We start from the raw sequence: 23,232 nt of genomic DNA, 5'->3' as shown, positions 1-23,232 counted from the left end.
CGCGGCACATGGACCTGAACCATGCGCGTCTACCAATTCCGCCACGTGGGCACTGCTTACTGCACTTTTCTATGCTACCATATCAGGCTTCGCTTTCGCTAGATCAACTTTCGTTGCCTGCCTGCTGGCTTTGCATCTTCTCTTTCGTTCTGGCTGAGTGCCGTTGCGAAAGAGACCGAGATTATAGCGGAAGGATTTCAAAAGTCAAAGGAATGCTCAACGCTTTCCCGAGCACTGTACGTTAGGCGATTTACACGGTCCTCCGTTACACTACGCCTGTTAAGGTGTCAATCTTGGCCGGGTCTGGCCAGGCCGAGTCGTAGCAAGCGCCGGCCACAACAATAAAGAAACGATTTGAAGCAACCTACACATATTATTCCCAGCCGCGAGGACATTCTCGCCGTATTCCGCGAGGCCCGTGAACCGCTCAGCGCGGCGGCCGTCGCGCGCGCACTCAAAGTCAAGCCGGCCGCACACGACGTGCTGGAACGGCGCCTGAACGCGATGGAACGCGACGGGCAGATTCGCGGCGATGTATCCGGTACCTACACGCTGCTGGACGTTTCCGGCTTTGTCGCCGGACGCGTCAGCGCGCATCGCGACGGCTTCGGCTTCGTGATCCCGGACGACGCGAGTGAAGACCTGTTCCTGTCCGACCGCGAAATGCAGAAGGTCCTGCATGGCGACCGTGTGCTGGCCAAGGTGTCGGGCGTGGATCGCCGCGGCCGTCCGGAAGGCACGATCGTCGAAGTGGTCGAGCGCGCCAACACCCACATCATCGGACGCCTGCTCAATGAAGGCGGCGTCTGGGTCATCTCCCCGGAAGACAAGCGCATCGGCCACGACATCCTGGTCGCCGGCTCCCCTGGCAAGGCCAAGGCGGGGCAGGTGGTCAGCGTGGAGCTGATCGAGCAGCCGGCGCGCTTCCAGCAGCCGACCGGCAAGGTGATCGAGGTGCTCGGCGAGCTGGATGACCCGGGCATGGAGATCGAAATCGCGGTGCGCAAGTTCGGCGTGCCGCATATCTTCTCGAGCGCCGCGCTCAAGCAGGCCAACAAGCTGCCGGGCGAGGTGCGCGATGCCGACCTCGAGAACCGCGTCGACCTGCGCGACGTGCCGCTGGTGACCATCGACGGCGAGGACGCGCGCGACTTCGACGACGCGGTGTACTGCGAGCCGATGAAGATCGGCCGCGCCAAGGGCTTCCGCCTGATCGTCGCGATCGCGGACGTGAGCCATTACGTCAAGCCGGGCGATGCGCTCGACGACGACGCGCTCGAGCGCGGCACGTCGGTCTATTTCCCGCGCCGGGTGATCCCGATGCTGCCGGAGAAGCTGTCCAACGGCCTGTGTTCGCTCAACCCCAACGTGGACCGCTGCACGCTGGTTTGCGACATGGTCGTGACCAGCAAGGGCGAGGTCAAGGCTTACCAGTTCTACCCGGCCGTGATCCATTCGGCGGCGCGCCTGACCTACACCGAGGTGGCCGAGATCCTGGCCAATACCAGCGGTCCGGAAGCGCAGCGCCGGCTGGCGATCGTGCCGCACTTGCAGAACCTGTACGAGGTGTTCCACGCGTTGCTCCAGTCGCGCAAGCAGCGCGGCGCAATCGACTTCGAAACCACCGAGACCTACATCGTCTGCAACGCGCTCGGCAAGATCGAGAAGATCGTCCCGCGTACCCGCAATGACGCGCACCGCGTGATCGAGGAGTGCATGCTGGCGGCGAACGTTTGCGCCGCCGACCTGCTGATCCGGCACCGGCACCCGGGCACCTTCCGCATCCACGCCATGCCGACCGAGGAAAAGCTGAACCAGCTGCGCACCTTCCTCAAGCAGACGGGCCTGACGCTGGGTGGCGGCCTGGAGCCGTCCGCGCGCGACTACGCCGAGCTGATGAGCCAGATCAGGGAGCGCCCGGACGCGATCCTGCTGCAGACCATGCTGCTGCGCTCCATGCAGCAGGCCGTCTACAGCCCGGACAACGTGGGCCACTTCGGCCTGGCGTACCAGGCCTATGCGCACTTCACCAGCCCGATCCGCCGCTATCCGGACCTGCTGACGCACCGCGCCATCAAGGCCATCTTGCAAGGCAAGAGGTACGAGCCGACGGACATCGAGGTGTCAAAGCTGAACAGGACGCTGTCGAACGCGGCGCGAAAGCAAATGGCCAGGGACCGCGCCGAGGGCAAGCAGAAGGAAGAGCGCGAGCAGACCATCTGGGACGCGCTCGGCGTGCACTGTTCGGCCAACGAGCGCCGTGCCGACGAGGCTTCGCGCGACGTCGAGGCCTGGCTCAAGTGCTACTACATGAAGGACAAGCTGGGCGAGGAGTTCAGCGGCATCATCTCCGGCGTCACGCCGTTCGGCATCTTCGTCCAGCTCGAGGAACTGTTTGTCGAGGGCCTGGTGCACGTGACCGAACTGGGCCAGGACTACTTCCAGTACGACGAAGTGCGCCATGAACTGCGTGGCGAGCGCACCGGCCAGCGCTATGCCCTGACCGGCAAGGTGCAGGTCAAGATCGCACGCGTGGACCTGGAGGCGCGCAAGATCGACCTGGTGCTTGGCGAATTGGGCAGGCAAGTGGAGATGTCGGTGAACGAGCTGCGCGTGAAGGCGTCGGCGCCGTCGGTCGAGCCGAAACCGCGCCGTGCTCGCCGGCCGGAAATCGTGCCCACTGCGCCGGCCTACGAACTGGACATCGTCGGTGAGGATTCGGCCGTGGTCGAATTCGTCAAGCCGCCGCGCCGCGTGCGCACCGGCAAAACCACCACCGCATCAGCCAAGAACAGCGCCAAGAAGGCCGCGAGCAACAAGGCCTCGATCAATAAGACCGCGAGCAAGAAGGCGGCCAAAACAGTCTCCAAAACGAGCAGGAAGAAGAAGTAACGAATGAAAAACAAAATGATTTTCGGGTTCCACGCGGTGACATCGCGCCTGCGGCACGAGGCATCGTCGGTGGAAGAGATTTTTGTCGACGCGACGCGCCAGGACCGCCGCATGCACGACCTGATCGCCAACGCCAAGCAGGCGGGCGTGCGCGTGATGCCGGTCGAGGCGAGCCGGCTCGACAAGATCGTCGGAACCCGGCGCCACCAGGGCGTGATCGCGTTCGCCAGCCAGCTGGCGCTGGCGCGCAACCTGGATGAATTGCTGGATGCGGTCGAGGGCCCGCCGCTGCTGCTGATCCTGGACGGCATTACCGACCCGCACAATCTGGGCGCCTGCCTGCGCGTGGCGGACGGCGCCGGCGCGCACGCCGTGATCGTGCCGAAGGACCGCGCGGTGGGACTGAATGCAACCGCGGCCAAGGTTGCCAGCGGCGCGGCCGAGACCGTGCCGTACATCACCGTCACCAACCTGGCGCGCACAATGCGCGACCTGAAGGACCGCGGCATCTGGCTGATCGGCACCTCGGACGACGCCGACAAGGGCCTGTACGAAGCCGACTTCAAGGGGCCGACCGCGCTCGTGATGGGTTCGGAAGGCGAGGGCATGCGGCGCCTGACGCGCGAGACCTGCGATATGCTGGTCAGCATTCCGATGTTCGGCTCGGTCGAGAGCCTGAACGTGTCCGTGGCGTCGGGCGTGTGCCTGTATGAGGCGCGCCGGCAGCGGCTGGCTGGCGAGCACTGATGGACGCGTAGGGGGCGCGGGGCCGCCGAGGACCTGTGCGCACGCGGTACGGTTGATTAATGTTGGCCCCGACACGCACACGTACCGCGTGCGCACGGGGTGCGCACCCTACAATGTACTGCTGCAAGTTTTGGGGGATGGAACGACGATTGCACGGCTCGGGCATGGCCCCGGGCTTGACCCCTCATAAGCAAGTCTTGTTCGGATAGGCTACTATGGCCGCCTGTCTGGCCAATGTACTTATCCGCTTATGTTTTCCAACCTGCGTGAAGATATCAAGAGCATCATCGAACGTGATCCCGCCGCCCGCAACGGCTGGGAGGTGCTGACCTGTTATCCGGGTCTGCACGCGATCGTGATGCACAGATGGGCACACGCCTGCTGGAAGGCCGGCTTCAAGTGGCTGGGCCGCTTCATCTCGTACATCGGGCGCATCATCACCGGCATTGAAATCCACCCGGGCGCCGCCATCGGCCGGCGCGTGTTCATCGACCACGGCTTTGGCGTGGTCATCGGCGAAACCGCCGTGGTCGGCGACGACTGCACGATCTACCAGGGCGTGACCCTGGGCGGTACCACGCTGGCGGCTGGTTCCAAGCGCCACCCCACGCTCGAGCGCGGCGTGATCGTCGGCGCTGGCGCCCAGGTGCTCGGCGCCTTCACCGTCGGCGAATACGCCAAGGTCGGATCGAACGCGGTCGTGATCAAGCCGGTGCCGGCGGGCGCCACCGCGGTCGGCAACCCGGCCCATATCGTGCGCAAGGAGGAGCAGGCGCGCAGCGCCCAGATGTTCGCTGCCTACGGCGTCACGCCCAACGGCACCGATCCGCTATCGAAAGCGCTGCATGGCCTGATCAGCCACGTCGCGCGCCAGGACGAGCAGCTCGAGCGCATGTGCGCGACCATCAAGGCGGCGGGGATCGCCTGTCCGAACCTGATGGAGAGTGATAAACTCGACCAGGCCCAATTGAACCGACTGGTCGACTGAGAAGAGTATGACAAATGAATTTGCCGAGGGCGGTTTCGATTCCGAATCCATCCTCGATCCCGTCGAGATCCGCGTACTGGCGGTGCTCGCCGAAAAAGAAGCCCTGACCCCCGACATCTACCCGATGACGCTCAACGCGCTGGTCAACGGCAGCAACCAGCTGTCCAGCCGCGAGCCGGTGATGCAGTTGACGGAAGATGAAGTGCAGGACGCGTTGCAGCGCCTCATCCAGCGCAAGCTGGTGAACGCCGTCACGCAGGCGGGCGCGCGGGTGACCAAGTACGAACACCGCATGCGCATCAAGTGGACGCTGGAGCAGGACAAGGTGGCGATCCTCACCGTGCTGATGCTGCGCGGCCCGCAGACGGCGGGCGAAGTGCGCACCCGCACTGGTCGCCTGCACGAGTTCAAGTCGGTGGGCGAGGTGGAGGCCGGCCTGCAGTTCTTAATCGACAAATACCCGCCGCTGGTGGCCAGGCTTGAGCGTGCACCCGGCACCAAGGAACATCGCTACGGCCAGTTGTTGGGCGGCGAGGTGGAGTTTGCGCCGGAAGGGCTGGGCGGCAGTGGCGGCGCCGCCGCGGCGGGCTCCACGTCCCGTATCGGCCAGCTGGAACAGGAGCTGGCCACGCTACGCAGCGAAGTGGAAGCGCTCAAGGCGCAATTCGAAGGTTTCAAGAAGCAGTTCGAGTAGGCGCGGGAACTGCCCCGCGCCTCCCGGCTACTCTTGCGCGTAATCGAGCTGGATCAGCGCGTCGTCTGGCCAGCTGCGATCGCCAAGCGGCACCTGGAAACGGCGGTTTTTGGCCTCGAGCTTCTGGCTGCGCTCCCCGCTGGTCATGGTGGCGGTTGCTATGGGCATGAGGCTGTCGAAGCCGAACTTGATGTAATTCCCCTTCAGTTCCCCTTTCATGCACCAGTCGGTGGTCAGCAGGATCGAATTGAGCATGGCTACCGCCCAGAACGGCAGTTCTTCCTTGATGATGGCCATCTGAACCTTGCATTCGAGGCGGAGGTCTCCCAGCCGCCGTACGTTCTCCGGCAGATCCGGGGTGCGCACTTCGGCCGAGAACTTGTAGGTCCCTTTCTTGCGGTTGAGGATGAGGTCGGCGTTTTCGTTGTACGCGGCCCGGTTGCGTGGCACGGTGAACAGGCCGTCTGGCGAGATCGGGACCGCGATCGATGCCTCGTTACCTGCGATCCGAAGGCTGAGATCTTGCTCCTCGACGGCAAGTGACCTCGACGATTCGCATATGCCGATGCACGTTCCGCCTGCCGGGTTGGTCCGCATTCGGAACCGAAGCTGCGGCGCGGCCGGCGCCAGTTCGTGCTGCCGTTCGAACATATCGAGCCCGGCCCAGACGGCACGGTAGGACTTCATTTCCGGATTCTTGATGCCGTCGACCTGAACCTGCTGCATGTTCTCATCCTGTGCGGCCGCGCCGCCGCACAGGGCCAGGCCGAGGAGCAGTACCGCTGCGCGGCCCATGCGTTAGCCCTCGTCGCGCCAGCGGCGCAGGCGGGTTGCCACGGCGATCATCAGCACGCCCGCCGCTGCCGCGCCCCAGACGCCGACGTTGTACAGCGTCATCCATGACTGCGATATGATCGCGCCAGTGTTGAACTGTCCGCGATGTGCGGCGGCGTCCCACACGCTGTGATCGAGCATGAACCAGATGCCTGGCGTCAGGCCGCCGAGGCCGCGCGCCACGACTTCTCGTGGGAACCAGTCCAGGTGCAGCGTGTCGCCGAGCAGGAAGTCGACCAGGCGGACGATCGCGATGGCCACCAGCGGTGCGCCCACAGCCCAAACGAACGCCTTGGAGCGGGCCCAGCTGGAAACCAGCAGCAGCCAGCCGATCGTCGGCAGCGCCCATACCACGTACACGGGCAGCAAGCCAATCAGATGCAGTGGCGCCAGGTACAGCTTCGAGCTGGCCAGGACCGGGAGGAGGATGTTGATGCCTTGCGTAGCAAATGCCACGCAGAAGAACATCAGCAATACGAACGACATGACGGTGCCGACCGCGATCGTGATCAGCGGCGCCACGCAGGTGGCGGTCAGCACCTTCGACAGCACGGTCATCTGGTCCGAGGCCGGCAGCGACTTCCAGAACAGGATGCTACGGTCGCTGCGCTCGTTATACAGCGCGCCGAGGCAGTAGAAGAAGGTGGTGAAGGAAAGCATGGCAAACAGCGGAGCCGAAAAGGTCAGGAAGCCGCTGGCGATGCCGTTAATGATCTCCGCTTTCCTGGCGGCCGGAAGTTTGTTGAAGAACGCCGCACCGTGAAGTTCCTGGCCCGCGAACTGCGCGGAAATCCCGTGTGACGTGAGGCCGTACACCATCGCGCCGCCGAAGATCAGCAGCATGATGCCAGCTACTATGATGGGGGCCCAGTAGAGCGATCCCTTGTTCTCCCAGAACTCGCGACGGAGCAACCATTTCATTGTTTTCATGCGTAGGTTCCTTTCATGGTTGCGACGAACAGGTCTGCAACACTGGGGTTGCGGGTTTCGCCCAGGGCGGCAAGCTGGGCGCGCGAGACGCCTGCGGCCGAATCGAAGAGCATCACCGACTTGCCGAACACCATACGCTGGTCGATCGGCGCCAGCGCGTTCGCTGCATTGACCTTGTCGGCCGGCACCATGACCTCGATATAGCGCTCGCCGATTTCCTCCATCGAGGCCGACAGCACGATCTTGCCGTCGCGGATGAACATCAGGTCGGTCAGGATGTGCTCGACTTCCTCGACCTGGTGTGTCGTGATCACGATCGTCTTGTTCTCGTCGAAGTAGTCTTCGAGCAGGTTCTGGTAAAACTGCTTGCGGTAGATGATGTCCAGGCCCAGCGTCGGCTCGTCCAGCACAAGCAGCTTGGCGTCGATCGCCATCACCAGCGCCAGGTGCAGCTGCACGATCATCCCTTTCGACATCTGCTTGACCTTCATCGAGTGCTTGAGCTTGGTGCTGGCGATGTAGCGCTCGGCCTTGGCGCGGTCGAACCGCGGATGGATGCCGGCGACGAAATCGACCGCGTCGCCCACGCGCAGCCAGCGCGGCAGGATCGCCACGTCGGCGATGAAGGAAACCTCCTTCATCAGTTCGTCGCGCTGGGTGCGCGGATCGAAGCCGAGCACCGACAGTTCGCCGTCAAATGGAATCAGGCCCAGCGCCGCCTTGAGGGTGGTGGTCTTGCCCGAGCCGTTGGGGCCGATCAGGCCGACGATGCGCCCGGCCTGGATGTCGAAGCTGATGCCATCCACGGCGGTCTGCTTGCCGTAGCGCTTGGTCAGGTCCTTGGCGGAAACGGCGGTGCTCATGCCGCACCCCGCGGCGTCGAGTCGCCAGCCTGCGCGGCGCGCAGCAGCTCTTCGATGTTCAGGCCGAGGCGGCGCATGCGTTCGACCATGGCCGGCCATTCCTCGCGCATGAAGCGCTCGCGTTCGCTCGCCAGCAGTTTTTCGCTTGCTCCTTCAGTGACGTACATGCCGATACCCCTTCTTTTTTCTACGAGATTGTCGTCGACCAGTTCCTGGTATGCTTTTGATACGGTAATCGGGTTGAGTTGGTATTCGGCCGCCACCTGGCGCACGGAGGGCAGGGCGTCGCCTGCCTTGAGCACGCCGTCGAGCATCATGCCGATCACCCTCTCCTTGAGCTGGCGGTAAATGGGTGTGTTGTCGTTCCAGCCGATTGTCATGTTCGGCCCTCCTTCGCTAACGGTGCGGCCAGGTCATCCATGCCTGCCTCCATGTTGGTGGTGTGATGAGGTGGTGTTGTAGTGAAGTATAACAGTGGTTTTGAACGTGTCAATAAAAATATTGAACGAAAATTCTGGCTGTGGTTTTTTTGTGCCGCAGGGATGTGCGGCCTGCCGTCGCCGTCCGATAGCTCGCTCATCGGCTCAGATGGCGAGCCAATTGCGCCGGCGCGCGGCAGGGCTAGTGGCGATCTGCGGCGTGAGTGAACGGCGTCAGTTGATAGTGCTGAGCTTGCCGAGGCAGCGCCGCTGGAACGCGTCGAGGCCCTCGGTGACCAGCTCGTGGTCTGGCAACAGCATGAAGTTGTCGATGAGAAGGCGCAGCTTGGAAATGCGATCGCCCAGGGCAAGCGCCTGCGCCAGCTTCGACTCGCCGGGCGCGTTCGCCTGCGCGATGGCGTCGGCAACCGATTCCGGGAAATCCCAGTGACGGGCGATGCCCGCGGAGAGCTGCCTGCTCGATGCGAAGAGCAGGCCGCCGAACTCGGCGGAGCGGGGCATTTTCCCGTCCTCGCACACCTGGTCCGCCAGCCGGAACGCGACCATCAGCCCGACGTTCTGCATCAGTCCCGCAAGGTAGGACTCGAACACGTCGGCAGTCAGGCCCGGCGCGAGCAGGCTTGCGGCGAGTCCGCATTTTTCGGCCTGGCTCCAGACGGTCGGCGCGGCTTTGCGCGCAAAGCCATGGGGCTGCATCTGGATGATCGGCCGGAAGGCGAGGCGCGCGAGCAGCACGCGAAGGCCGTTGTGCCCGAGCATCATGATGGCGGCTTCGACAGTCTTGATCGGTGAGACCGGCTGGTAGTAAGCACTGTTGGATTCGCGAAGCACCTCGGCCACCAGGACCACGTCCTTCGACACCTGTTGAGCCAGTTCGATGGCGGACGCGTCTTCATCACGCAAGCTGCGCAGCAGTTGGGGAATCATGTCTGGCACGCGCGGGACGAGGCCGGCCGCGTCGCCGGGAGCGGCCGAGAGATCCGTGACTGCGTCGAGGATGCGCTGTTCGGTCTCGCCTTGCGCATAATAGGCCGCCGACTGGGTCAGCCAGCGATAGAACGCCTTGTCGACCTCGACGGGGTCAACCTTGCCTTGCTCGCCAGTCCCTGTTGTGTCGCTTTGCGGCTCCCCGGCGTCGGCGCGGTCAGTGTCACCGCCCGCATTATTTAGTAAACGATTAATCCAGTTTCTCATTGGGGAGGGGCGCGGTTGGCAAGCTATTGATTTACGGCAATTTTACCGCGCGCACGGGACTGGTGCCTGTCGCAAATTTGATGACACGGGCACGCACGCACGCGCGGGCGGGCCCGGCGCCGAATGCACGGATCAGTTTATGGAGTGAACCTGAGCGCCATGATCAGTGTCGTCGAGAACTGGCCCGCCGACAACACGCAAGCGACGCGATGTCATAAAAAATGCGACATTAAAGGGGTGGCTCTCCGAATAGGATAGAGCCAGTGTCACTGATGGATACGTTAATTGTTGAGTTGAATGTATTTGCTGTCACAATCCTTTCGGTTGCAATCAGGCCGGACGTTCAGAGGACTCCAAGCATGCTCCACGATTACCCTCACGCATTCCCCGCCTGCGCCGTCCACGCACGCGCCGTTAACGTGATTCCCTGGCCGCCACCCGCGGCGGCGGGCTGGCATCCTTTCTCAGGCCCGGTGCGCTCCGGCGCGCCGCTGCTGTTCGACGCCGGCGTCACGCAGCGCGACGAGAATTCCTCCAGCGGCGATGCGATCAGGCCGCGCGGCACAGGGGGGAGGAAAAGCTGATGATCAGGATCGTGATTGCGGATGACCATGAACTGATCCGCTTGGGAGTGAAGAAGATCGTCCGTTCCCATCCAGACGTGCGGATCGTGGGCGAAGCGGCCAACCTCGCGAGTGCGCTGGCCCTGGTGGGCCAGCACGCGCCGGACGTGGTGGTCCTTGACATCAACTTGCCCGATTACGACGGGCTCGAAGGGCTGGCCGCGCTGCTGCACCGCTTCCCGCAGCAGCGCGTGGTGCTGCTCAGCACGTACGACGAGGACAAGTACGCCGTGCGTGCACTGCGCGCCGGCGCCGGCGGCTATGTGACCAAGTCGATGGCGGCCGAAGAGCTGATGCGCGCGGTGCGGCAAGTTGCGGCCGGCGAGACCTATATCGGCCCGCGCCTGGCCGAGCAAATGGCGCGCCGGATGCTGGGCGGCGGCGAGCCCTTGGCGCATGAGCGCCTGACCGCGCGCGAAAACGAAATCCTGGAGCTGATCGGCGCCGGCCTGCAGATCAAGCAGGTCGCGGCGGAACTGGGCATCAGCGTCAGCTCCGTCAACACTTACCGCAACCGCATCTTCGGCAAACTGGGGCTGAACTCGAACGCGGCCCTGATCCGCTACGCACTCAAGAACGGCCTGGTCGCCTGAGTAACTGCTGTTGATTTCACGCAACATTATGGCAGGCGTAGGTGTCGTTGAATTTGCGACAGACTAGCTTGGAATCTGTGACAGATGGCCTCGTCCGGCTGTCGCCTGTCGATGGGAAAATGCAGCAAAATCAGCCATTTGCGGGCTTTCGTGCGCGTACGCGTGCCTGCGCGGGCGCGAACGCCTGCGGGCTCGACTGTGCCGCCGGTCGCGAGGGTCCGTTACGATCCGATCCATGTGCAATCAATACCCACGCCCAAACCAAGCCATCGCCCCTGCCGAAGTGATCGCCATGAATCCCTCCGCTTGCGCGTCCGGGGCGACCACGCTGGGGCGGCGACCGGATGCCGCCAGGTTATCCGGGCAAGGCCCGGCCGACGACTACGGCACCGGCTACGCGAACCTGAGGACGGCGTCGGCTGGCGCCGCAAGCGCGTGAAGCGCTCGTCCTTGGCGCGGGCCGCGGGGCGCGCCCCGCGTGGCCGGTTTGGCCAGCGCCCGGCCCTGATCACGCTGGCGGCCTGCCTGCTTGCGACCGCCGGGATGACGGGCGCGGTCCGGTCGTTGGAGCGGGAAAGCATCGAGGTCGAATTCGAACATGAGGCGGACGCCCGGATTCGAGCAGTGCGCGAAGGCCTGGATAAGGCCGTGGACCAACTGGAAAGCGTCAACCGCCTGTTCGCCGCGGTGCCCGACCTGCGCCGCAGCGAGTTCGAGGCGTTCACGCAGCCGATTCTCGCACACATGCCGCAGATACGGTTGCTGGCGTACCAGCGCATGGTCCTGGCGTTGCAGCGGCCCGCCTTCGAGCGTGAGCGCCAGCGTGAGCAGCCCGGCTTCATGGTGAGCGAGCTGGTGGACGGAAAGCTGGTGCGGGCCCCGCAGCGCAGCGTCTACCGGGTCGTCGATTACGCCGTGGCCGCCGGCCACAACGAGCCGCTGCTCGGTCTCGATGGCGCTACCCGTCCCGCGCAGGAACAGGCAGCGGCGCAAGCCTGCGCCACCGGGCAGGCGACAATGACCGGCCTGTATCAGATGATGGTGGGCGGGCGCATGCAGCCAGGGTTCATGCTGCTCATGCCTGTCTACCGCCGCGACGCCGCGCGCGACCGCCCGGCATGCGAGCAGGTGGAAGGCTACACGATCGCCGCGATCGGCAGCGCCGCGCTGGCTGAGCAGACCTTCCTCAGCCCCAGCCTCGGGCCCGATCCCGCCATCGATATCGGGGTCGAGGTCTACCAGGCCGGCGACGCCAATCCGGCGGCGCTGGTCTACCACCGGCGGCTGGGGCCGCGCAGCTTGCCTACGCTGGCGCGCCTGTGGGGCGGCGCACCGCTGCGCGTGGCGACATCGTTCGAGGTGGGCAGGCGCAGCTGGCACGTCGTTGTGAGTGGCGAGCCGGACCTGCTGTTTTCGCATCTGGGTTCGTTGTTGATGCTGCTGCTGGGCAGCGGCGGCAGCGTGCTGGCGGCGGCCTATGTCGGGACGCTCAGCGCCCGCGAACGGGGGGTGGCGCGGCTGGTCAAGGAGCGCACGGCCGCCCTGACCCAGGCCAACAGTGCGCTGCAATTGCAGCTGCAGGCGATCGAAGCTTGCATCAACGGGATCATCATCGCCCGCGCCGAGGGCGGCGGGTGCGTGATCGAATACGTCAACCCGGCGTTCCAGAGCCTGACCGGCTATCCGGAACAGGAGGTGATTGGGCGCGGCCTGGATGTGTTGTGGGGCCGCGCCGATCGCGAGCCCGGCGCAAACCAGCTGCTCGAGTACGTCCGCGAACAGCGTGCAGGCAGCGCCGTGATCCGTATCCGGCGCAAGGACGGAAGCGAGCTGTGGTCCGAAGCGCATATCGCCCCCTGCCGCGACGGCTCCGGCGCGGTGAGCCATTACGTGGTCGCCCATTATGACGCCACCGAGAAGCGGCGCTACGAGGCCGAGCTGGAACACCAGGCGACGCATGATGCCCTGACTGGACTTGCGAACCGCACGCTGCTGGCCGAGCGCCTGCGCCAGGAAATGGCGGCCGCGGCGCGCCACGGGTACGGGTTGTGGGTGCTGTTCGTCGGCCTGGATCGATTCAAGCTGGTGAACGACAGCCTGGGGTACCGCGCCGGCGACGAGTTCCTGCGCACGATCGCGCAGCGGCTTATCGCAGCGGTACGCACGGAAGACACGGTGGCCCGGCTGGGCGGCGACGAGTTCGTGCTGGTGCTGGCCGGCCGCGGCGTTGGCCACTTGTCCATCGGCGTCGTCGAGCGCGTGATGGACGCGATCGCGCGCCCGGTGACCGTGTTCGGAAACGAGTGCTTCATCAACGCGAGTGCCGGCATCGCCTGCTATCCGCACGACAGTGTCGATCCCGAGGCGCTGATCGAATGCGCGGACCTGGCGATGCATCGCGCCAAGGAGGCCGGGCGAAACAATTACCAGTTCTACCGCCCGGAGATGAACCACGAGGCCCAGCAGCGGCTGCGCACCGAGCGCGAGCTGCGCGCGGCGGTCGAGCGCCGCGAGTTCGTGCTGCACTACCAGGCGCAGGTCGACCTGCAGAGTGGCCGCGTGGTCGGGGTCGAGGCGGACGTGCGCTGGGACCATCCGGAACTGGGCCTGTTGCATCCGGAACGCTTCATGCCGGTGGCGGCGGACACCGGGCTGGTGCTGCCGATCGGCGCCTGGGCGCTACGCGCGGCGTGCACCCAGGTGCGGCAGTGGCAGCTGGCCGGCCATGGCGAGCTGCGGCTGGCGTTGAACCTCAGCCTGCAGCAGTTCAACGAGCCGGATTTGCTGGCGCAGGTCACCAGGGTGCTGGACCAAACCGGGCTGCCGGCGACCCAGTTCGAGCTGGAGTTGACCGAGCGGATGATGATGCAGGACGTCGAGCGCGCGGTCGAGGTTCTCGAAGGCCTGCGCGCGCTGGGCGTGCGCATTGCCGTGGACGATTTCGGCACCGGCTACTCCAGCCTGGCGCAGCTCAAGCGTTTTCCGCTGGACGCGCTCAAGATCGACCAGTCGTTCGTGCGCACGCTCTCGCGCCAGGGCGCCGGCGCGGCGATTCCCGATGCGATCATCGCCCTGGCGCACAACCTGGGCATGCGCGTCGTCGCCGAGGGCGTGGACACCGAGTCCCAGTGCGCGCAGCTGGCCGCCAACATGTGCGATGAAGTGCAGGGCGCGATCTACTGCGAGCCGCTCGACGCGCAGGCGTTCGGCGCGCTGCTGGCCGAAGGGCGCAAGCTGCCGGCCAACCTGCTGCGCATGCCCAAGCGCGAGCGCACGCTGCTGCTGGTGGACGACGAGCCGAACATCCTGGCCGCCCTCAAACGGCAGTTGCGCGGCGCTGGCCTGCGCATCCTGACGGCGCCGGGCGGCAAGGAGGGACTGGCGCTGCTCCAGACCGAGCAAGTGGACGTGATCGTCTCGGACCAGCGCATGCCGGGCATGACCGGCGTCGAGTTCCTGCGCGCGGTGAAGCACTCGCACCCGGAGACGGTGCGGATGGTGCTGTCGGGCTTCACCGAGCTGCAGTCCGTCACCGATGCGGTGAACGAGGGCGCCATCTACAAGTTCCTGACCAAGCCCTGGGACGACACCCAGTTGCGCGCCCACATTTTGGAAGCGTTCCGGAACAAGGAGATGGCAGACGAGAACCGGCGCCTGGACATCGAAGTGCGCACCGCCAACCAGGGGCTGGCCCAGGCCAACCGCCAGCTCGAGGAAGTGCTGCGGCGGCAGCAGGAGCAGATCAGCCGGACTGGTATTTCGCTCGCGATCGTGCACGAGGCCCTGCAGCACGTTCCCTTGCCGATCCTCGGGTTGGACGAAGAACAGGCGGTGGTGTATGCCAACGTGGCGGCGCAAGCGCTGTTTTGCAGCGATGGCCAGCTGCTCGGCAGCCCTGTGGAGTATTTCATGCCCGAGTTGGCCCAGCTCGAGGAGGGCCGGCCGCTGGTCCAGACGGTGCATGGCGGCCGCTACGAGATTGCCGCCCACGGCATGGGCAAGGGAACCCGGGCGCGTGGCACGCTCATCATTTTTAACCCCGCAGCGCCGGACCAGGAACCAGGAACCCCATCATGATCAGCCGCTATAAGCTTGTTGCGCTCGACGATGCCGCCGCCGGCATGGTGTTGGCGGACGAAGTGCGCGACCGCCTGGGTAACGTGCTGCTGGCGCAGGGCGCGGCGCTGTCCGAGTCGCTGTTGCAGGCGCTGCGCCGGCGCGGCGTGGAGAGCATTCGCATCGAGGAAGACGGACTGTCGCCGGAACAGCTAGCCGCCGAACGCGAGCGGGTCAGCGCGCGTCTGGCGCACCTGTTCCGAAAGCCACACTCCGGCGCCGCCAATGCGACGCTGCGCGCGGAACTCACGGCTTACCGGATGGAGCAGTTGAAATGAATACGGTCCCCCTCGAGCAGGCAGTGGCCAAGGTGCGCGACCTGCCAACCCTGCCGACCGTCGTGGTGCAGCTGATCCAGACGTTCGACCGTGCCGACGTCAGCGTGGCCGAACTGGCAGCCCAGATATCGAAGGACCAGGCGATCGCGGCCAAGACGCTGCGCCTTGCCAACTCATCCTTCTATGGCCTGCAAAGCCGGGTCAAGACGATCGACCAGGCGATCACCGTGCTGGGTTTCGACAGCGTCCGCTCGCTGGTGACCGCGGCCGGCGTCGTCGGCCAGTTCAGTGGCGCGCAAAACGAACACTTCGATTTCACGGCGTTCTGGCGCCACGCGATTGGCACCGCGTTGTGCGCGAAGAGCGTGGCTCGGCAGGCCGGCTGCAACCAGGAGTTTGCTTTTGTCGCGGGGCTGCTGCACGACATCGGCCGGCTGGTGTTGGTGACGCGCTTTCCCGAACAGTACGCGGCGGCGCTGGCCTTCCAGCGCCAGAACGAGTGCGAGCTGCTGCGCGCCGAGCGCGAGGTGCTTGGCCTGGACCATGCCGTGGTCGGGCGAGCCCTGGCCCAGCACTGGAAGTTCCCGGAACTGTTCCAGCGCGCGATCGGCCATCATCATGCGCCCGAGCGCGCGGACCTGGGCGACATCCCGAGCGTGGTGCATGTCGCGAACGTCATCGCGCACGCGCTCGACCTGGACGGCGAACCGGACGCCCTGGTGCCGCCGGTCGCGCAGGATGCCTGGGACAGCCTCAGGATGGACGCGCCGCGGGTGCGCCGCGTGTTCGCCGAAACTGAAGCCGAATTTGAAAATGCCTGCCAGATCCTCACGGCGGGCGACTGAGGAACGATATGGACAATGCATCCGATTTCAATGAACCGCGCAGCGCCGCCCGCCTCGGCGAGCTGGAGGCGCTGGTGCTGGCCGCGAACCGCACCAAAGAACTGGAGCCGGCCCTGCAGCGGCTGGAGGAGGACATCCGCAAGCGCGACGCCGCCGAGGCGGAACTCACCCGGCGTAACAACGAGCTTACCGAGCTCAATGCGCGGCTGTCGATGGCGCAGGAACAGCTGATCCAGTCCGAAAAGCTGGCCTCGATCGGCCAGCTCGCGGCCGGCGTGGCCCATGAGATCAACAACCCGATCGGCTACGTGTTCTCCAACTTCGAGACGCTCGGCACCTACATCGCGCGCCTGCTGTCGATGCTGGAGGCCTACCAACAGGCCGAGGCCAGCATCGGCGAGCGGGCGGTTCTGGAGAAGGTGAGCGCGCTGCGCGATGAGCTGGACATCGACTTCCTGATCGAGGACATTCCGCTGATGATGCAGGAATCGCGCGAAGGCATCACCCGGGTGCGCAAGATCGTACAGGACCTGAAGGACTTCTCGCGCGCGGATGCGACCCTGGAATGGCAGTGGGCCAACCTGCACGCGGGGATCGACTCGACGCTCAACATCGTGGCCAACGAGGTCAAGTACAAGGCCGACGTGGTCAAGGAGTATGGCGACATACCCGAAATCGAGTGCCAGCCATCGCACATCAACCAGGTGATCATGAATATCGTGGTCAACGGCGCGCATGCCATCACCGGAGAGCGCGGCGTGATCACGATCCGCACCGGCTGCGAGGGGGAACATGTCTGGGTCGAGATTTCGGACACGGGCGCCGGGATTCCGAAGGACATCCTGTCGCGCATCTTCGACCCGTTCTTCACTACTAAGCCGATCGGCAGCGGGACCGGGCTCGGGTTGTCGCTCTCATACGGGATCATCCAGAAGCACAACGGCCAGATCGAGGCGCAGAGCGAACCCGGGCAGGGCACGACCTTCCGCATCACGCTGCCGATCCGCCAGCAAGGCGGCGCAGGGGAGGGGCAGCAATGAGCGCAGTGCGGGAAAGCCGCACCGTGCTGTGCGTGGACGACGAGAAGCACATCCTGTCCGCGCTGCGGCGCCTGTTCCGCACCCAGGGCTACGAGGTGCTGACCGAAGAGAGCGCCCGCGCCGGTCTGGCACTGCTGGAAACCCGGCCGGTGGATGTGGTGATTTCCGACATGCGCATGCCGGAGATGGACGGCGTCGAGTTCCTCGAGCAGGTGCGCCTGCGCTCGCCCGACAGCATGCGGCTTTTGCTGACGGGTAATGCCGATGTGCGGCTGATCCTCGACGCCGTCAACCGCGGCGAGATCCACCGCTACATCACCAAACCGTGGGACGACCACGAGATGTCGCTGGTGGTGCGCCACGCGCTCGAACGCAAGGCCCTGGTGGAGGAGCAGCGGCGACTGGAGGCGCTGACCCAGAGCCAGAACGAACGGCTGCGCGAGTTGAACCAAAGCCTGGAAGCCAAGGTGGCGGCGCGCACCGCGCAATTGGAAGCGTCCAACGACAAGCTCAAGCGCAACTTCCTCACGTCGATCCAGGTCTTCTCGAGCATCATCGAGCTGCGCTGCGCCAAGCTGGCCGGTCATTCGCGGCGCGTGGCGGACCTCGCGCGGCGCCTGGCGCGGCGGCTGGACGTGGACGCGCGCGACACCCAGCTGATCTTCATCGCCGGCCTGCTGCACAACATCGGCAAAGTTGGCTTTGCCGACGCCATGCTCGAGATGCCGGTATCGCGCATGAACGGCGAGCTGCTGGGGCTGTACCGGCGCTACCCGGAGCGCGGCGAGCAGCTCTTGATGCCGCTTGAAGAGCTGCGTGAGGCGGCGACGCTCGTGCGGTCGCACCAGGAGCGCTTCGATGGCGAAGGCTTTCCCGACCGGCTCGCCGGGCTCGACATCCCCCTCGGCGCGCGGATTTTGGCGCTGGCGAGCGACTACGACAACCTGCAGATCGGGGTGTTGGCCGAACACAGCCTGCGGCCGGAACAGGCCGCAAAGCTCGTGATCGACAGCCGGGGCAAGCGCTACGACCCGATGGTGGTGGCCGCGTTCGAGGAGCTGACATCCGGCCGGGTCCCGGTGGAACCGAAGCATGACTGGGCGCGGCGCGTGCACGAACTGCATCCGGGGATGCGCACCTCGCGCGACCTTGTGCGCGGCGACGGTTCGCTGCTGCTCTCGGCCGAGCACGTGCTCACCGAGCGCATGATCCGGCAGTTGTCGGAATTCGAGAAGCTGACCGACACGGTGTTGACCGTGTACGTGAATCTGGAAGGGGCGACACAATGAGGCGCGTGATGCTGGTCGACGATGACGCGCTGGTGCTGCGCGCCCTGGAACGGGCGATGCTGCCGCTCTTCCACGGTGAGGACGTACGCCTGGAGACCTTTTCCGACCCCGAACTGGCACTGCTGCGATGCGGCGAGGTGTGGTTCGACGTCGTGATGTCGGATTACCGCATGCCCGGCCTGAACGGCGCCGAGTTTTTGCAAGTGGTCAAGCGCCTGCAGCCCGATGCCGTGCGCATCGTGCTCAGCGCGTCAAGCGACTTCGGCGAGGTCAGCAACGCAATCAATCGCGCCGAAATATTCCGCTACCTGGCCAAGCCCTGGGAAGCTCAGGAACTCAGGGCGATTTTCGCGCAGGCGTTCGAGCGGTTCGACCAGGCGCGCGAGATACGGCGCCGGCTTGACGGCGCGCCCCGGTTATCGGCTGAGGAACTGGAGCTGCGCAAGCTGGAGGAAGAGGAGCCGGGCATCACTTTCGTGAGGCGCGGGCCGGACGGCGCCGTGTATCTGGAGCAGGACAATGCTGATGCGGCGTGGCCACGGGAGGAATAGGCGCTCGCGCCCCAAGTATCACAGCCGGGTGTGACCGTCGAGGTCGTGGCGGGTGATGTCGCCGCCCGCGCCAAGCGTGATCCACCCGCCGCGCCGCGGTTCTGCATCGAGCTCCCAATCGGGCAGCACGTAACGGCGCTTGTCGCCGATCTGATGCAGGGCGGGGCGGTGCGTGTGGCCGTGGATGACGACGTCCGCCCCGGTCGAGGCGAACAGCTCTTCGATCGCGTCAGGCGTCACGTCCATCATCTCGTAGGACTTGGTGGCATGCGCTTCGCGGCTGCCTTCGCGCAGGCCCGCGATGATGGCTTTGCGCTTGTCCAGCGGCATGGCCAGGAACTGCTGCTGCCACGCCGGTTGCCGTACTTGCGCGCGAAATTCCATGTACTTGGTGTCGCCCGTGCATTCGGCGTCGCCGTGCACCAGCACGATGCGCTGTCCGCCGGCCTCAATCAGGTGCGGCTCGACTAGCAGCGTGAGCCCGGCCGCGCGGGCGAATTCGGGGCCGACCAAAAAATCACGGTTCCCGGCAATCCAGTACACGCGCACGCCCGCCTGGCAAAGATCGCGCAGCGCGCCAATCACGCGCTGGTGAAAATCTGTATCGAGGTCGTCGTCGCCGGCCCAGTATTCGAAGATGTCGCCCAGCAGGTACAGCGCCTGGGCCTGTGACGCGCGCTCGGCCAGGAAGCGGAAGAACGCTTCGGCCGTGCGCGGATGGGATTCCTGCAGGTGCAGGTCGGAGATGAAGAGCGCGAGCGGGGCTGCCGCCGAGGCCGCGGATATTGTCATCGGAACGATGCTTGGAGCACGCTTGCGCTTTTCGAACCTTAAACTTAAACGACTTCGACCTTCTCGATCACGACGTTATCGACCGGCACGTCCGAGTGCATGCCGCTGCGCGAGGTGCGGACCTTGGCGATTTCGTCGACCACTTCCTGGCCCGAGGTGACCTGGCCGAACACGGCGTAGCCCCAGCCGTCCTGGCCCGGGTAGTCGAGGAAGGCGTTGTTGGCGGTGTTGATGAAGAACTGGGCCGATGCCGAGTGCGGGGCCGAGGTGCGGGCCATGGCGATCGTGTACTTGTCGTTCTTCAGGCCGTTCTTCGCTTCGTTCTCGACGGTCTGGTCGGTCGGCTTTTGCTTCATGCCCGGTTCAAAGCCGCCACCCTGGATCATGAAGTTCGGAATTACACGGTGGAAGATGGTGTTGGTGTAGTGGCCGTTGTTCACGTAGTGCAGGAAGTTGGCAACGGTCTTGGGCGCTTTCGCCTCGTCGAGCTCGATGGTGATGTTGCCCTTGTTGGTGGTCATGAGTACGGTGGCCATATTTGTTCCTTGGTTATTGTTGCGGATTCGTTATTTTACCGCGTTGTCCGATTTGACGACGGTGACGGACTTGATCACGATCGGTGTGACCGGCACGTTTTGAAAGCCGCGCACGTCGTCCACGACCACGCTCTTGATCTTGTCGACCACGTCCTGGCCCTTGATCACCTTGCCGAACACCGTGTAGCCGCCGTTGCCTTTGGGGCCGGGGTAATCGAGCCCCGAGTTGTCGTTCACGTTAATGAAGAACTGCGAGGTGGCCGTGTCCGGATGATCCTCACGCGCCATGGCGATGGTGTAAGGCTGGTTCGACAGGCCGTTGTTCGATTCGTTCTTGATCGGCTTGTTGGTGCGCTTTTGCACCAGATTGGCGTCCACGCCGCCGCCCTGGATCATGAAGCCGTCGATCACGCGCTGGAAGATCGTGCCCTTGTAAAAGCCCGACTTCGCGTATTTCAGGAAGTTGGCCACTGTGATGGGCGCTTTTTCCTGGTCCAGTTCGAGCACAATCTCGCCCATCGACGTTTTCATCGACACCACGGGCTCTGCAAGGGCCGCGGACGACAGGGCCAGGGCGCACACGCCAAGTGCGATTTTGCCCAGCAGGGAAGGGCGGGATTGTTTGAATGATTGCATCAGGCTTCCTCTCGTGGAACGCGCCAGCGCGCGCTGTCAAGTCTGCTTTGGAAAAATAAAGCTCGGCGGGATGCGGCCAGCCGGGTTTTTATCAATGCTATACTCCGTGACGAACCGTCCCATTTTAACAAAGAAGAACAACACAGAGGGTCCTGGCGATCTCGACGCATGTCCCTGAACTGGCGCGCTCCCGCATGGTGGCGCGCCAGTTCGTCGTCGCCCTCGGTAACACCCCCAAGAGTCTGATGAGCCAACTTAAGATTTACAACACGCTCGCGCGTGACAAGCAGGTATTCGTTCCCATTGAGCCCGGCAAGGTACGGATGTACGTGTGCGGCATCACGGTGTACGACTACTGCCATATCGGGCACGCACGCATGACGGCCGTGTTCGATATCGTCTATCGCTGGCTGTTGGCTTCCGGGTATGACGTCAAGTATGTCCGTAACATTACTGACATCGAAGACAAGATCATCAGGCGCGCGGTAGAGAATGGCGAGACCATTGCCGCGCTGACGAATCGCTTCATCCAGTACATGCACGAAGATTTCGCGGCGCTGGGCATGCTGCCGCCGAGCGCGGAACCGCGTGCGACCAGTTACGTGCCGCAGATGCTGTCGATTATCGACAAGCTGGAACAGAACGACCTCGCCTACAAAGGCGAAGATGGCGACGTCAACTACGCCGTGCGCAACTTCCCTGGCTACGGCAAGCTGTCCGGCAAGTCGCTGGAAGACCTGCGCGCCGGCGAGCGCGTGGACGTGAACACCGGCAAGCGCGACCCGCTCGACTTCGTGCTGTGGAAGGCATCCAAGGAATCCGAGCCGAGCGAAGCCAAGTGGGAATCGAAGTGGGGTTCGGGCCGCCCGGGCTGGCACATCGAGTGCTCGGCCATGTCGTGCGCGCTGCTGGGCGAACATTTCGACATTCACGGCGGCGGCGCGGACCTGCAGTTCCCGCACCACGAGAACGAAATCGCGCAATCGGAAGGCGCGTTCGGGCCGACGATGGTGAATTACTGGATCCACAACGGTTTCGTGCGCCTCGATAACGAGAAGATGTCCAAGTCGCTGGGCAACTTCTTCACGATTCGCGAAGTGCTGAAGAAGTATGACGCCGAGGTCTTGCGTTTCTTCATTGTGCGCGCGCACTATCGCAGCCCGCTGAACTATTCCGACGTGCATCTGGAAGACGCCAAGGGCGCGCTGACCCGCTTGTACACGGCGTTGGCGGATGTGGATGTGGGAGCCGACAAGCCCCAAGTCGACTGGAACGAAGCGCATGCTGTGCGTTTCCGCGAGGCGATGAACGACGACTTCAACACGCCGCTGGCGGTGGCCGAACTGTTCGACCTCGCGACCGAGGTGAACAAGAACAAGTCGGTGGCGGATGCGCGCCAGCTCAAGGCGCTGGCGGGCGTGCTGGGCCTGCTCGAACGCGCGCCGCAGCAGTTCTTGCGTGCCGGCGTCGGCGAAGAAGGTAGCGCGGACGAGGCCAGGATCGTGCAAGCCATCGCTGCGCGCGCCGCGGCCAAGAAGGCGCGCAATTTCGCAGAAGCCGACCGCATCCGCGCCGAACTGCTTGCCTCCGGCATCGTCCTCGAAGACAAACCCGACGGCACGACGAACTGGCGCCGCGCGTAAATGGCAGCAATCAAGGACAACGCCGGCGACGCCTCGCCCATGCTCGAGGTGCCACCGTACTGGGTGGAAGCGAAAGCTGAACTCATGAAGCGCGACCGCATCATGAAAAAGCTCATTCCCCAGTTCGGCGACATGCATTTGCGCGGCCATCCCGACCCCTTCACCACCCTTGCGCGTTCGGTCGTGGGGCAGCAGGTCACGCCCAAGGCGGCCGATGCGGCCTGGGCCAAGCTGCAGCTGATCTGCCCGAAGATGTCACCCAGCCAGGTGATCAAGGCCGGGGCCGAACAGCTGGCCGGCTGCGGGCTATCCAAGCGCAAGACCGAATACATCCTCGACCTGGCCGACCATTTCAAGGCCAAGCGGGTGCACGCCAACCTCTGGTCCGAGATGGACGACGAGGCGGTGATCGCGGAGCTGGTCCAGATTCGTGGTATTACCCGCTGGACAGCCGAGATGTTTTTGATATTTAATCTTCTGCGGCCGAACGTGCTCCCGCTGGACGACGCCGGCCTGATCCAAGGCATCAGCCAGAACTACTTCTCGGGCGAGCCCGTCTCGCGCAGCGATGCGCGCGAGGTGGCGGCCAACTGGGAACCGTGGCGAACTGTTGCTACCTGGTATTTATGGCGTAGCCTCGATCCGGTTCCGGTAGAATAACGCCCTTATCGCCGCAAGCGAGGCAATGCTGCGGCCAAGAAACAATCC

At 64.5% G+C, this 23,232-nt stretch carries 24 protein-coding genes; 16 read left to right on the top strand and 8 right to left on the bottom strand.

Going from position 1 to position 23,232, the window contains the following annotated elements; genetic code table 11:
• The first annotated feature begins 354 nt into the window (after positions 1 to 354).
• The 4 genes from rnr to E4O92_RS10325 all read left to right on the top strand — a co-directional run bounded on the left by rnr (position 355) and on the right by E4O92_RS10325 (position 5,321).
• On the top strand, positions 355 to 2,892 hold the full coding sequence (rnr, locus tag E4O92_RS10340) for a ribonuclease R (RefSeq protein WP_135189687.1): 2,538 nt from the start codon (positions 355 to 357) through the stop codon (positions 2,890 to 2,892).
• Positions 2,893 to 2,895: 3 nt separating this feature from the next.
• Positions 2,896 to 3,639, top strand: coding sequence for a 23S rRNA (guanosine(2251)-2'-O)-methyltransferase RlmB (rlmB, locus tag E4O92_RS10335; RefSeq protein ID WP_135189686.1), 744 nt, complete (start codon positions 2,896 to 2,898; stop codon positions 3,637 to 3,639).
• A gap of 250 nt (positions 3,640 to 3,889) precedes the next feature.
• On the top strand, positions 3,890 to 4,627 hold the full coding sequence (cysE, locus tag E4O92_RS10330) for a serine O-acetyltransferase (protein WP_135189685.1): 738 nt from the start codon (positions 3,890 to 3,892) through the stop codon (positions 4,625 to 4,627).
• Between the two features lie 7 nt (positions 4,628 to 4,634).
• Positions 4,635 to 5,321, top strand: coding sequence for a YceH family protein (locus E4O92_RS10325; protein WP_135189684.1), 687 nt, complete (start codon positions 4,635 to 4,637; stop codon positions 5,319 to 5,321).
• Between the two features lie 27 nt (positions 5,322 to 5,348).
• Here the strand turns inward: E4O92_RS10325 and E4O92_RS10320 are convergent, their stop codons facing one another.
• From E4O92_RS10320 to E4O92_RS10305, 4 genes are read right to left on the bottom strand one after another with little or no spacing between them, the layout of a single operon-like run.
• Positions 5,349 to 6,116 (bottom strand): hypothetical protein, encoded by a 768-nt coding sequence (locus E4O92_RS10320; RefSeq protein ID WP_135189683.1) that lies wholly within the window; start codon positions 6,114 to 6,116, stop codon positions 5,349 to 5,351.
• Between the two features lie 3 nt (positions 6,117 to 6,119).
• Entirely contained in the window at positions 6,120 to 7,085 is a 966-nt protein-coding gene (locus E4O92_RS10315; RefSeq protein WP_135189682.1) for a hypothetical protein, read from the bottom strand.
• Complete coding sequence (locus E4O92_RS10310; RefSeq protein WP_135189681.1) at positions 7,082 to 7,948, bottom strand: ABC transporter ATP-binding protein; 867 nt, start codon at positions 7,946 to 7,948, stop codon at positions 7,082 to 7,084. Before E4O92_RS10310 ends, E4O92_RS10315 begins: the two co-directional genes overlap by 4 nt.
• Positions 7,945 to 8,328: a GntR family transcriptional regulator gene (locus E4O92_RS10305; RefSeq protein WP_135189680.1), complete on the bottom strand. Its 384-nt coding sequence runs from the start codon at positions 8,326 to 8,328 to the stop codon at positions 7,945 to 7,947. Before E4O92_RS10305 ends, E4O92_RS10310 begins: the two co-directional genes overlap by 4 nt.
• Before the next feature lie 81 nt (positions 8,329 to 8,409).
• Here E4O92_RS10305 and E4O92_RS10300 point away from each other — a divergent pair, with 81 nt between their 5' ends.
• Positions 8,410 to 8,595, top strand: a complete 186-nt coding sequence (locus tag E4O92_RS10300; protein WP_135189679.1) for a hypothetical protein — start codon at positions 8,410 to 8,412, stop codon at positions 8,593 to 8,595.
• 6 nt (positions 8,596 to 8,601) lie between these two features.
• On the opposite strand, the gene E4O92_RS10295 is transcribed toward E4O92_RS10300, so the two are convergent.
• Positions 8,602 to 9,582: an HDOD domain-containing protein gene (locus E4O92_RS10295; RefSeq protein WP_135189678.1), complete on the bottom strand. Its 981-nt coding sequence runs from the start codon at positions 9,580 to 9,582 to the stop codon at positions 8,602 to 8,604.
• 359 nt (positions 9,583 to 9,941) lie between these two features.
• Here E4O92_RS10295 and E4O92_RS10290 point away from each other — a divergent pair, with 359 nt between their 5' ends.
• The 9 genes from E4O92_RS10290 to E4O92_RS10255 all read left to right on the top strand — a co-directional run bounded on the left by E4O92_RS10290 (position 9,942) and on the right by E4O92_RS10255 (position 18,917).
• On the top strand, positions 9,942 to 10,166 hold the full coding sequence (locus E4O92_RS10290; protein WP_135189677.1) for a hypothetical protein: 225 nt from the start codon (positions 9,942 to 9,944) through the stop codon (positions 10,164 to 10,166).
• A complete protein-coding gene (locus tag E4O92_RS10285) occupies positions 10,166 to 10,798 on the top strand; it encodes a response regulator (RefSeq protein ID WP_135189676.1) in 633 nt (210 codons plus the stop codon). The genes E4O92_RS10290 and E4O92_RS10285 overlap by 1 nt, the downstream gene beginning before the upstream one ends.
• A 292-nt stretch (positions 10,799 to 11,090) precedes the next feature.
• Positions 11,091 to 11,237, top strand: a complete 147-nt coding sequence (locus tag E4O92_RS24800; RefSeq protein WP_167759755.1) for a hypothetical protein — start codon at positions 11,091 to 11,093, stop codon at positions 11,235 to 11,237.
• Positions 11,234 to 14,875, top strand: a complete 3,642-nt coding sequence (locus E4O92_RS10280) for an EAL domain-containing protein (RefSeq protein WP_167759754.1) — start codon at positions 11,234 to 11,236, stop codon at positions 14,873 to 14,875. The genes E4O92_RS24800 and E4O92_RS10280 overlap by 4 nt, the downstream gene beginning before the upstream one ends.
• Positions 14,872 to 15,192 carry a hypothetical protein gene (locus E4O92_RS10275; protein ID WP_135189674.1) on the top strand — a complete coding sequence of 107 codons (321 nt, stop codon included), beginning with the start codon at positions 14,872 to 14,874 and terminating at the stop codon, positions 15,190 to 15,192. The genes E4O92_RS10280 and E4O92_RS10275 overlap by 4 nt, the downstream gene beginning before the upstream one ends.
• The gene (locus tag E4O92_RS10270; protein WP_135189673.1) at positions 15,189 to 16,037 is read left to right on the top strand and encodes an HDOD domain-containing protein; all 849 of its coding nucleotides are present in this window, start codon (positions 15,189 to 15,191) and stop codon (positions 16,035 to 16,037) included. The genes E4O92_RS10275 and E4O92_RS10270 overlap by 4 nt, the downstream gene beginning before the upstream one ends.
• Positions 16,038 to 16,045: 8 nt before the next feature.
• A complete protein-coding gene (locus E4O92_RS10265) occupies positions 16,046 to 17,077 on the top strand; it encodes an ATP-binding protein (RefSeq protein ID WP_135189672.1) in 1,032 nt (343 codons plus the stop codon).
• Complete coding sequence (gene nosR / locus E4O92_RS10260) at positions 17,074 to 18,366, top strand: response regulator c-di-GMP phosphodiesterase, NosR family (RefSeq protein WP_135189671.1); 1,293 nt, start codon at positions 17,074 to 17,076, stop codon at positions 18,364 to 18,366. The genes E4O92_RS10265 and nosR overlap by 4 nt, the downstream gene beginning before the upstream one ends.
• Positions 18,363 to 18,917, top strand: coding sequence for a response regulator (locus E4O92_RS10255; protein ID WP_135189670.1), 555 nt, complete (start codon positions 18,363 to 18,365; stop codon positions 18,915 to 18,917). The genes nosR and E4O92_RS10255 overlap by 4 nt, the downstream gene beginning before the upstream one ends.
• An 18-nt stretch (positions 18,918 to 18,935) precedes the next feature.
• Here the strand turns inward: E4O92_RS10255 and E4O92_RS10250 are convergent, their stop codons facing one another.
• From E4O92_RS10250 to E4O92_RS10240, 3 genes are read right to left on the bottom strand one after another with little or no spacing between them, the layout of a single operon-like run.
• The gene (locus E4O92_RS10250; protein ID WP_135189669.1) at positions 18,936 to 19,709 is read right to left on the bottom strand and encodes a UDP-2,3-diacylglucosamine diphosphatase; all 774 of its coding nucleotides are present in this window, start codon (positions 19,707 to 19,709) and stop codon (positions 18,936 to 18,938) included.
• A gap of 44 nt (positions 19,710 to 19,753) precedes the next feature.
• Positions 19,754 to 20,245: a peptidylprolyl isomerase gene (locus tag E4O92_RS10245; RefSeq protein WP_135189668.1), complete on the bottom strand. Its 492-nt coding sequence runs from the start codon at positions 20,243 to 20,245 to the stop codon at positions 19,754 to 19,756.
• A gap of 30 nt (positions 20,246 to 20,275) precedes the next feature.
• Positions 20,276 to 20,881, bottom strand: a complete 606-nt coding sequence (locus E4O92_RS10240) for a peptidylprolyl isomerase (RefSeq protein WP_135189667.1) — start codon at positions 20,879 to 20,881, stop codon at positions 20,276 to 20,278.
• 245 nt (positions 20,882 to 21,126) lie between these two features.
• On the opposite strand from E4O92_RS10240, the gene cysS reads away from it, so the two are divergent.
• Positions 21,127 to 22,524: a cysteine--tRNA ligase gene (gene cysS, locus E4O92_RS10235; RefSeq protein WP_135189666.1), complete on the top strand. Its 1,398-nt coding sequence runs from the start codon at positions 21,127 to 21,129 to the stop codon at positions 22,522 to 22,524.
• Positions 22,525 to 23,184, top strand: a complete 660-nt coding sequence (locus E4O92_RS10230; RefSeq protein WP_135189665.1) for a DNA-3-methyladenine glycosylase family protein — start codon at positions 22,525 to 22,527, stop codon at positions 23,182 to 23,184. It abuts the gene before it with no gap.
• The last annotated feature ends 48 nt before the right edge of the window (positions 23,185 to 23,232 follow it).

It is taken from the genome of Massilia horti (genome assembly GCF_004614195.1).
Lineage (GTDB): Bacteria > Pseudomonadota > Gammaproteobacteria > Burkholderiales > Burkholderiaceae_D > Telluria > Telluria horti.
Note: the sequence above shows the minus strand (reverse complement) of the source record. Positions and strands in the feature narration are given on the sequence as shown.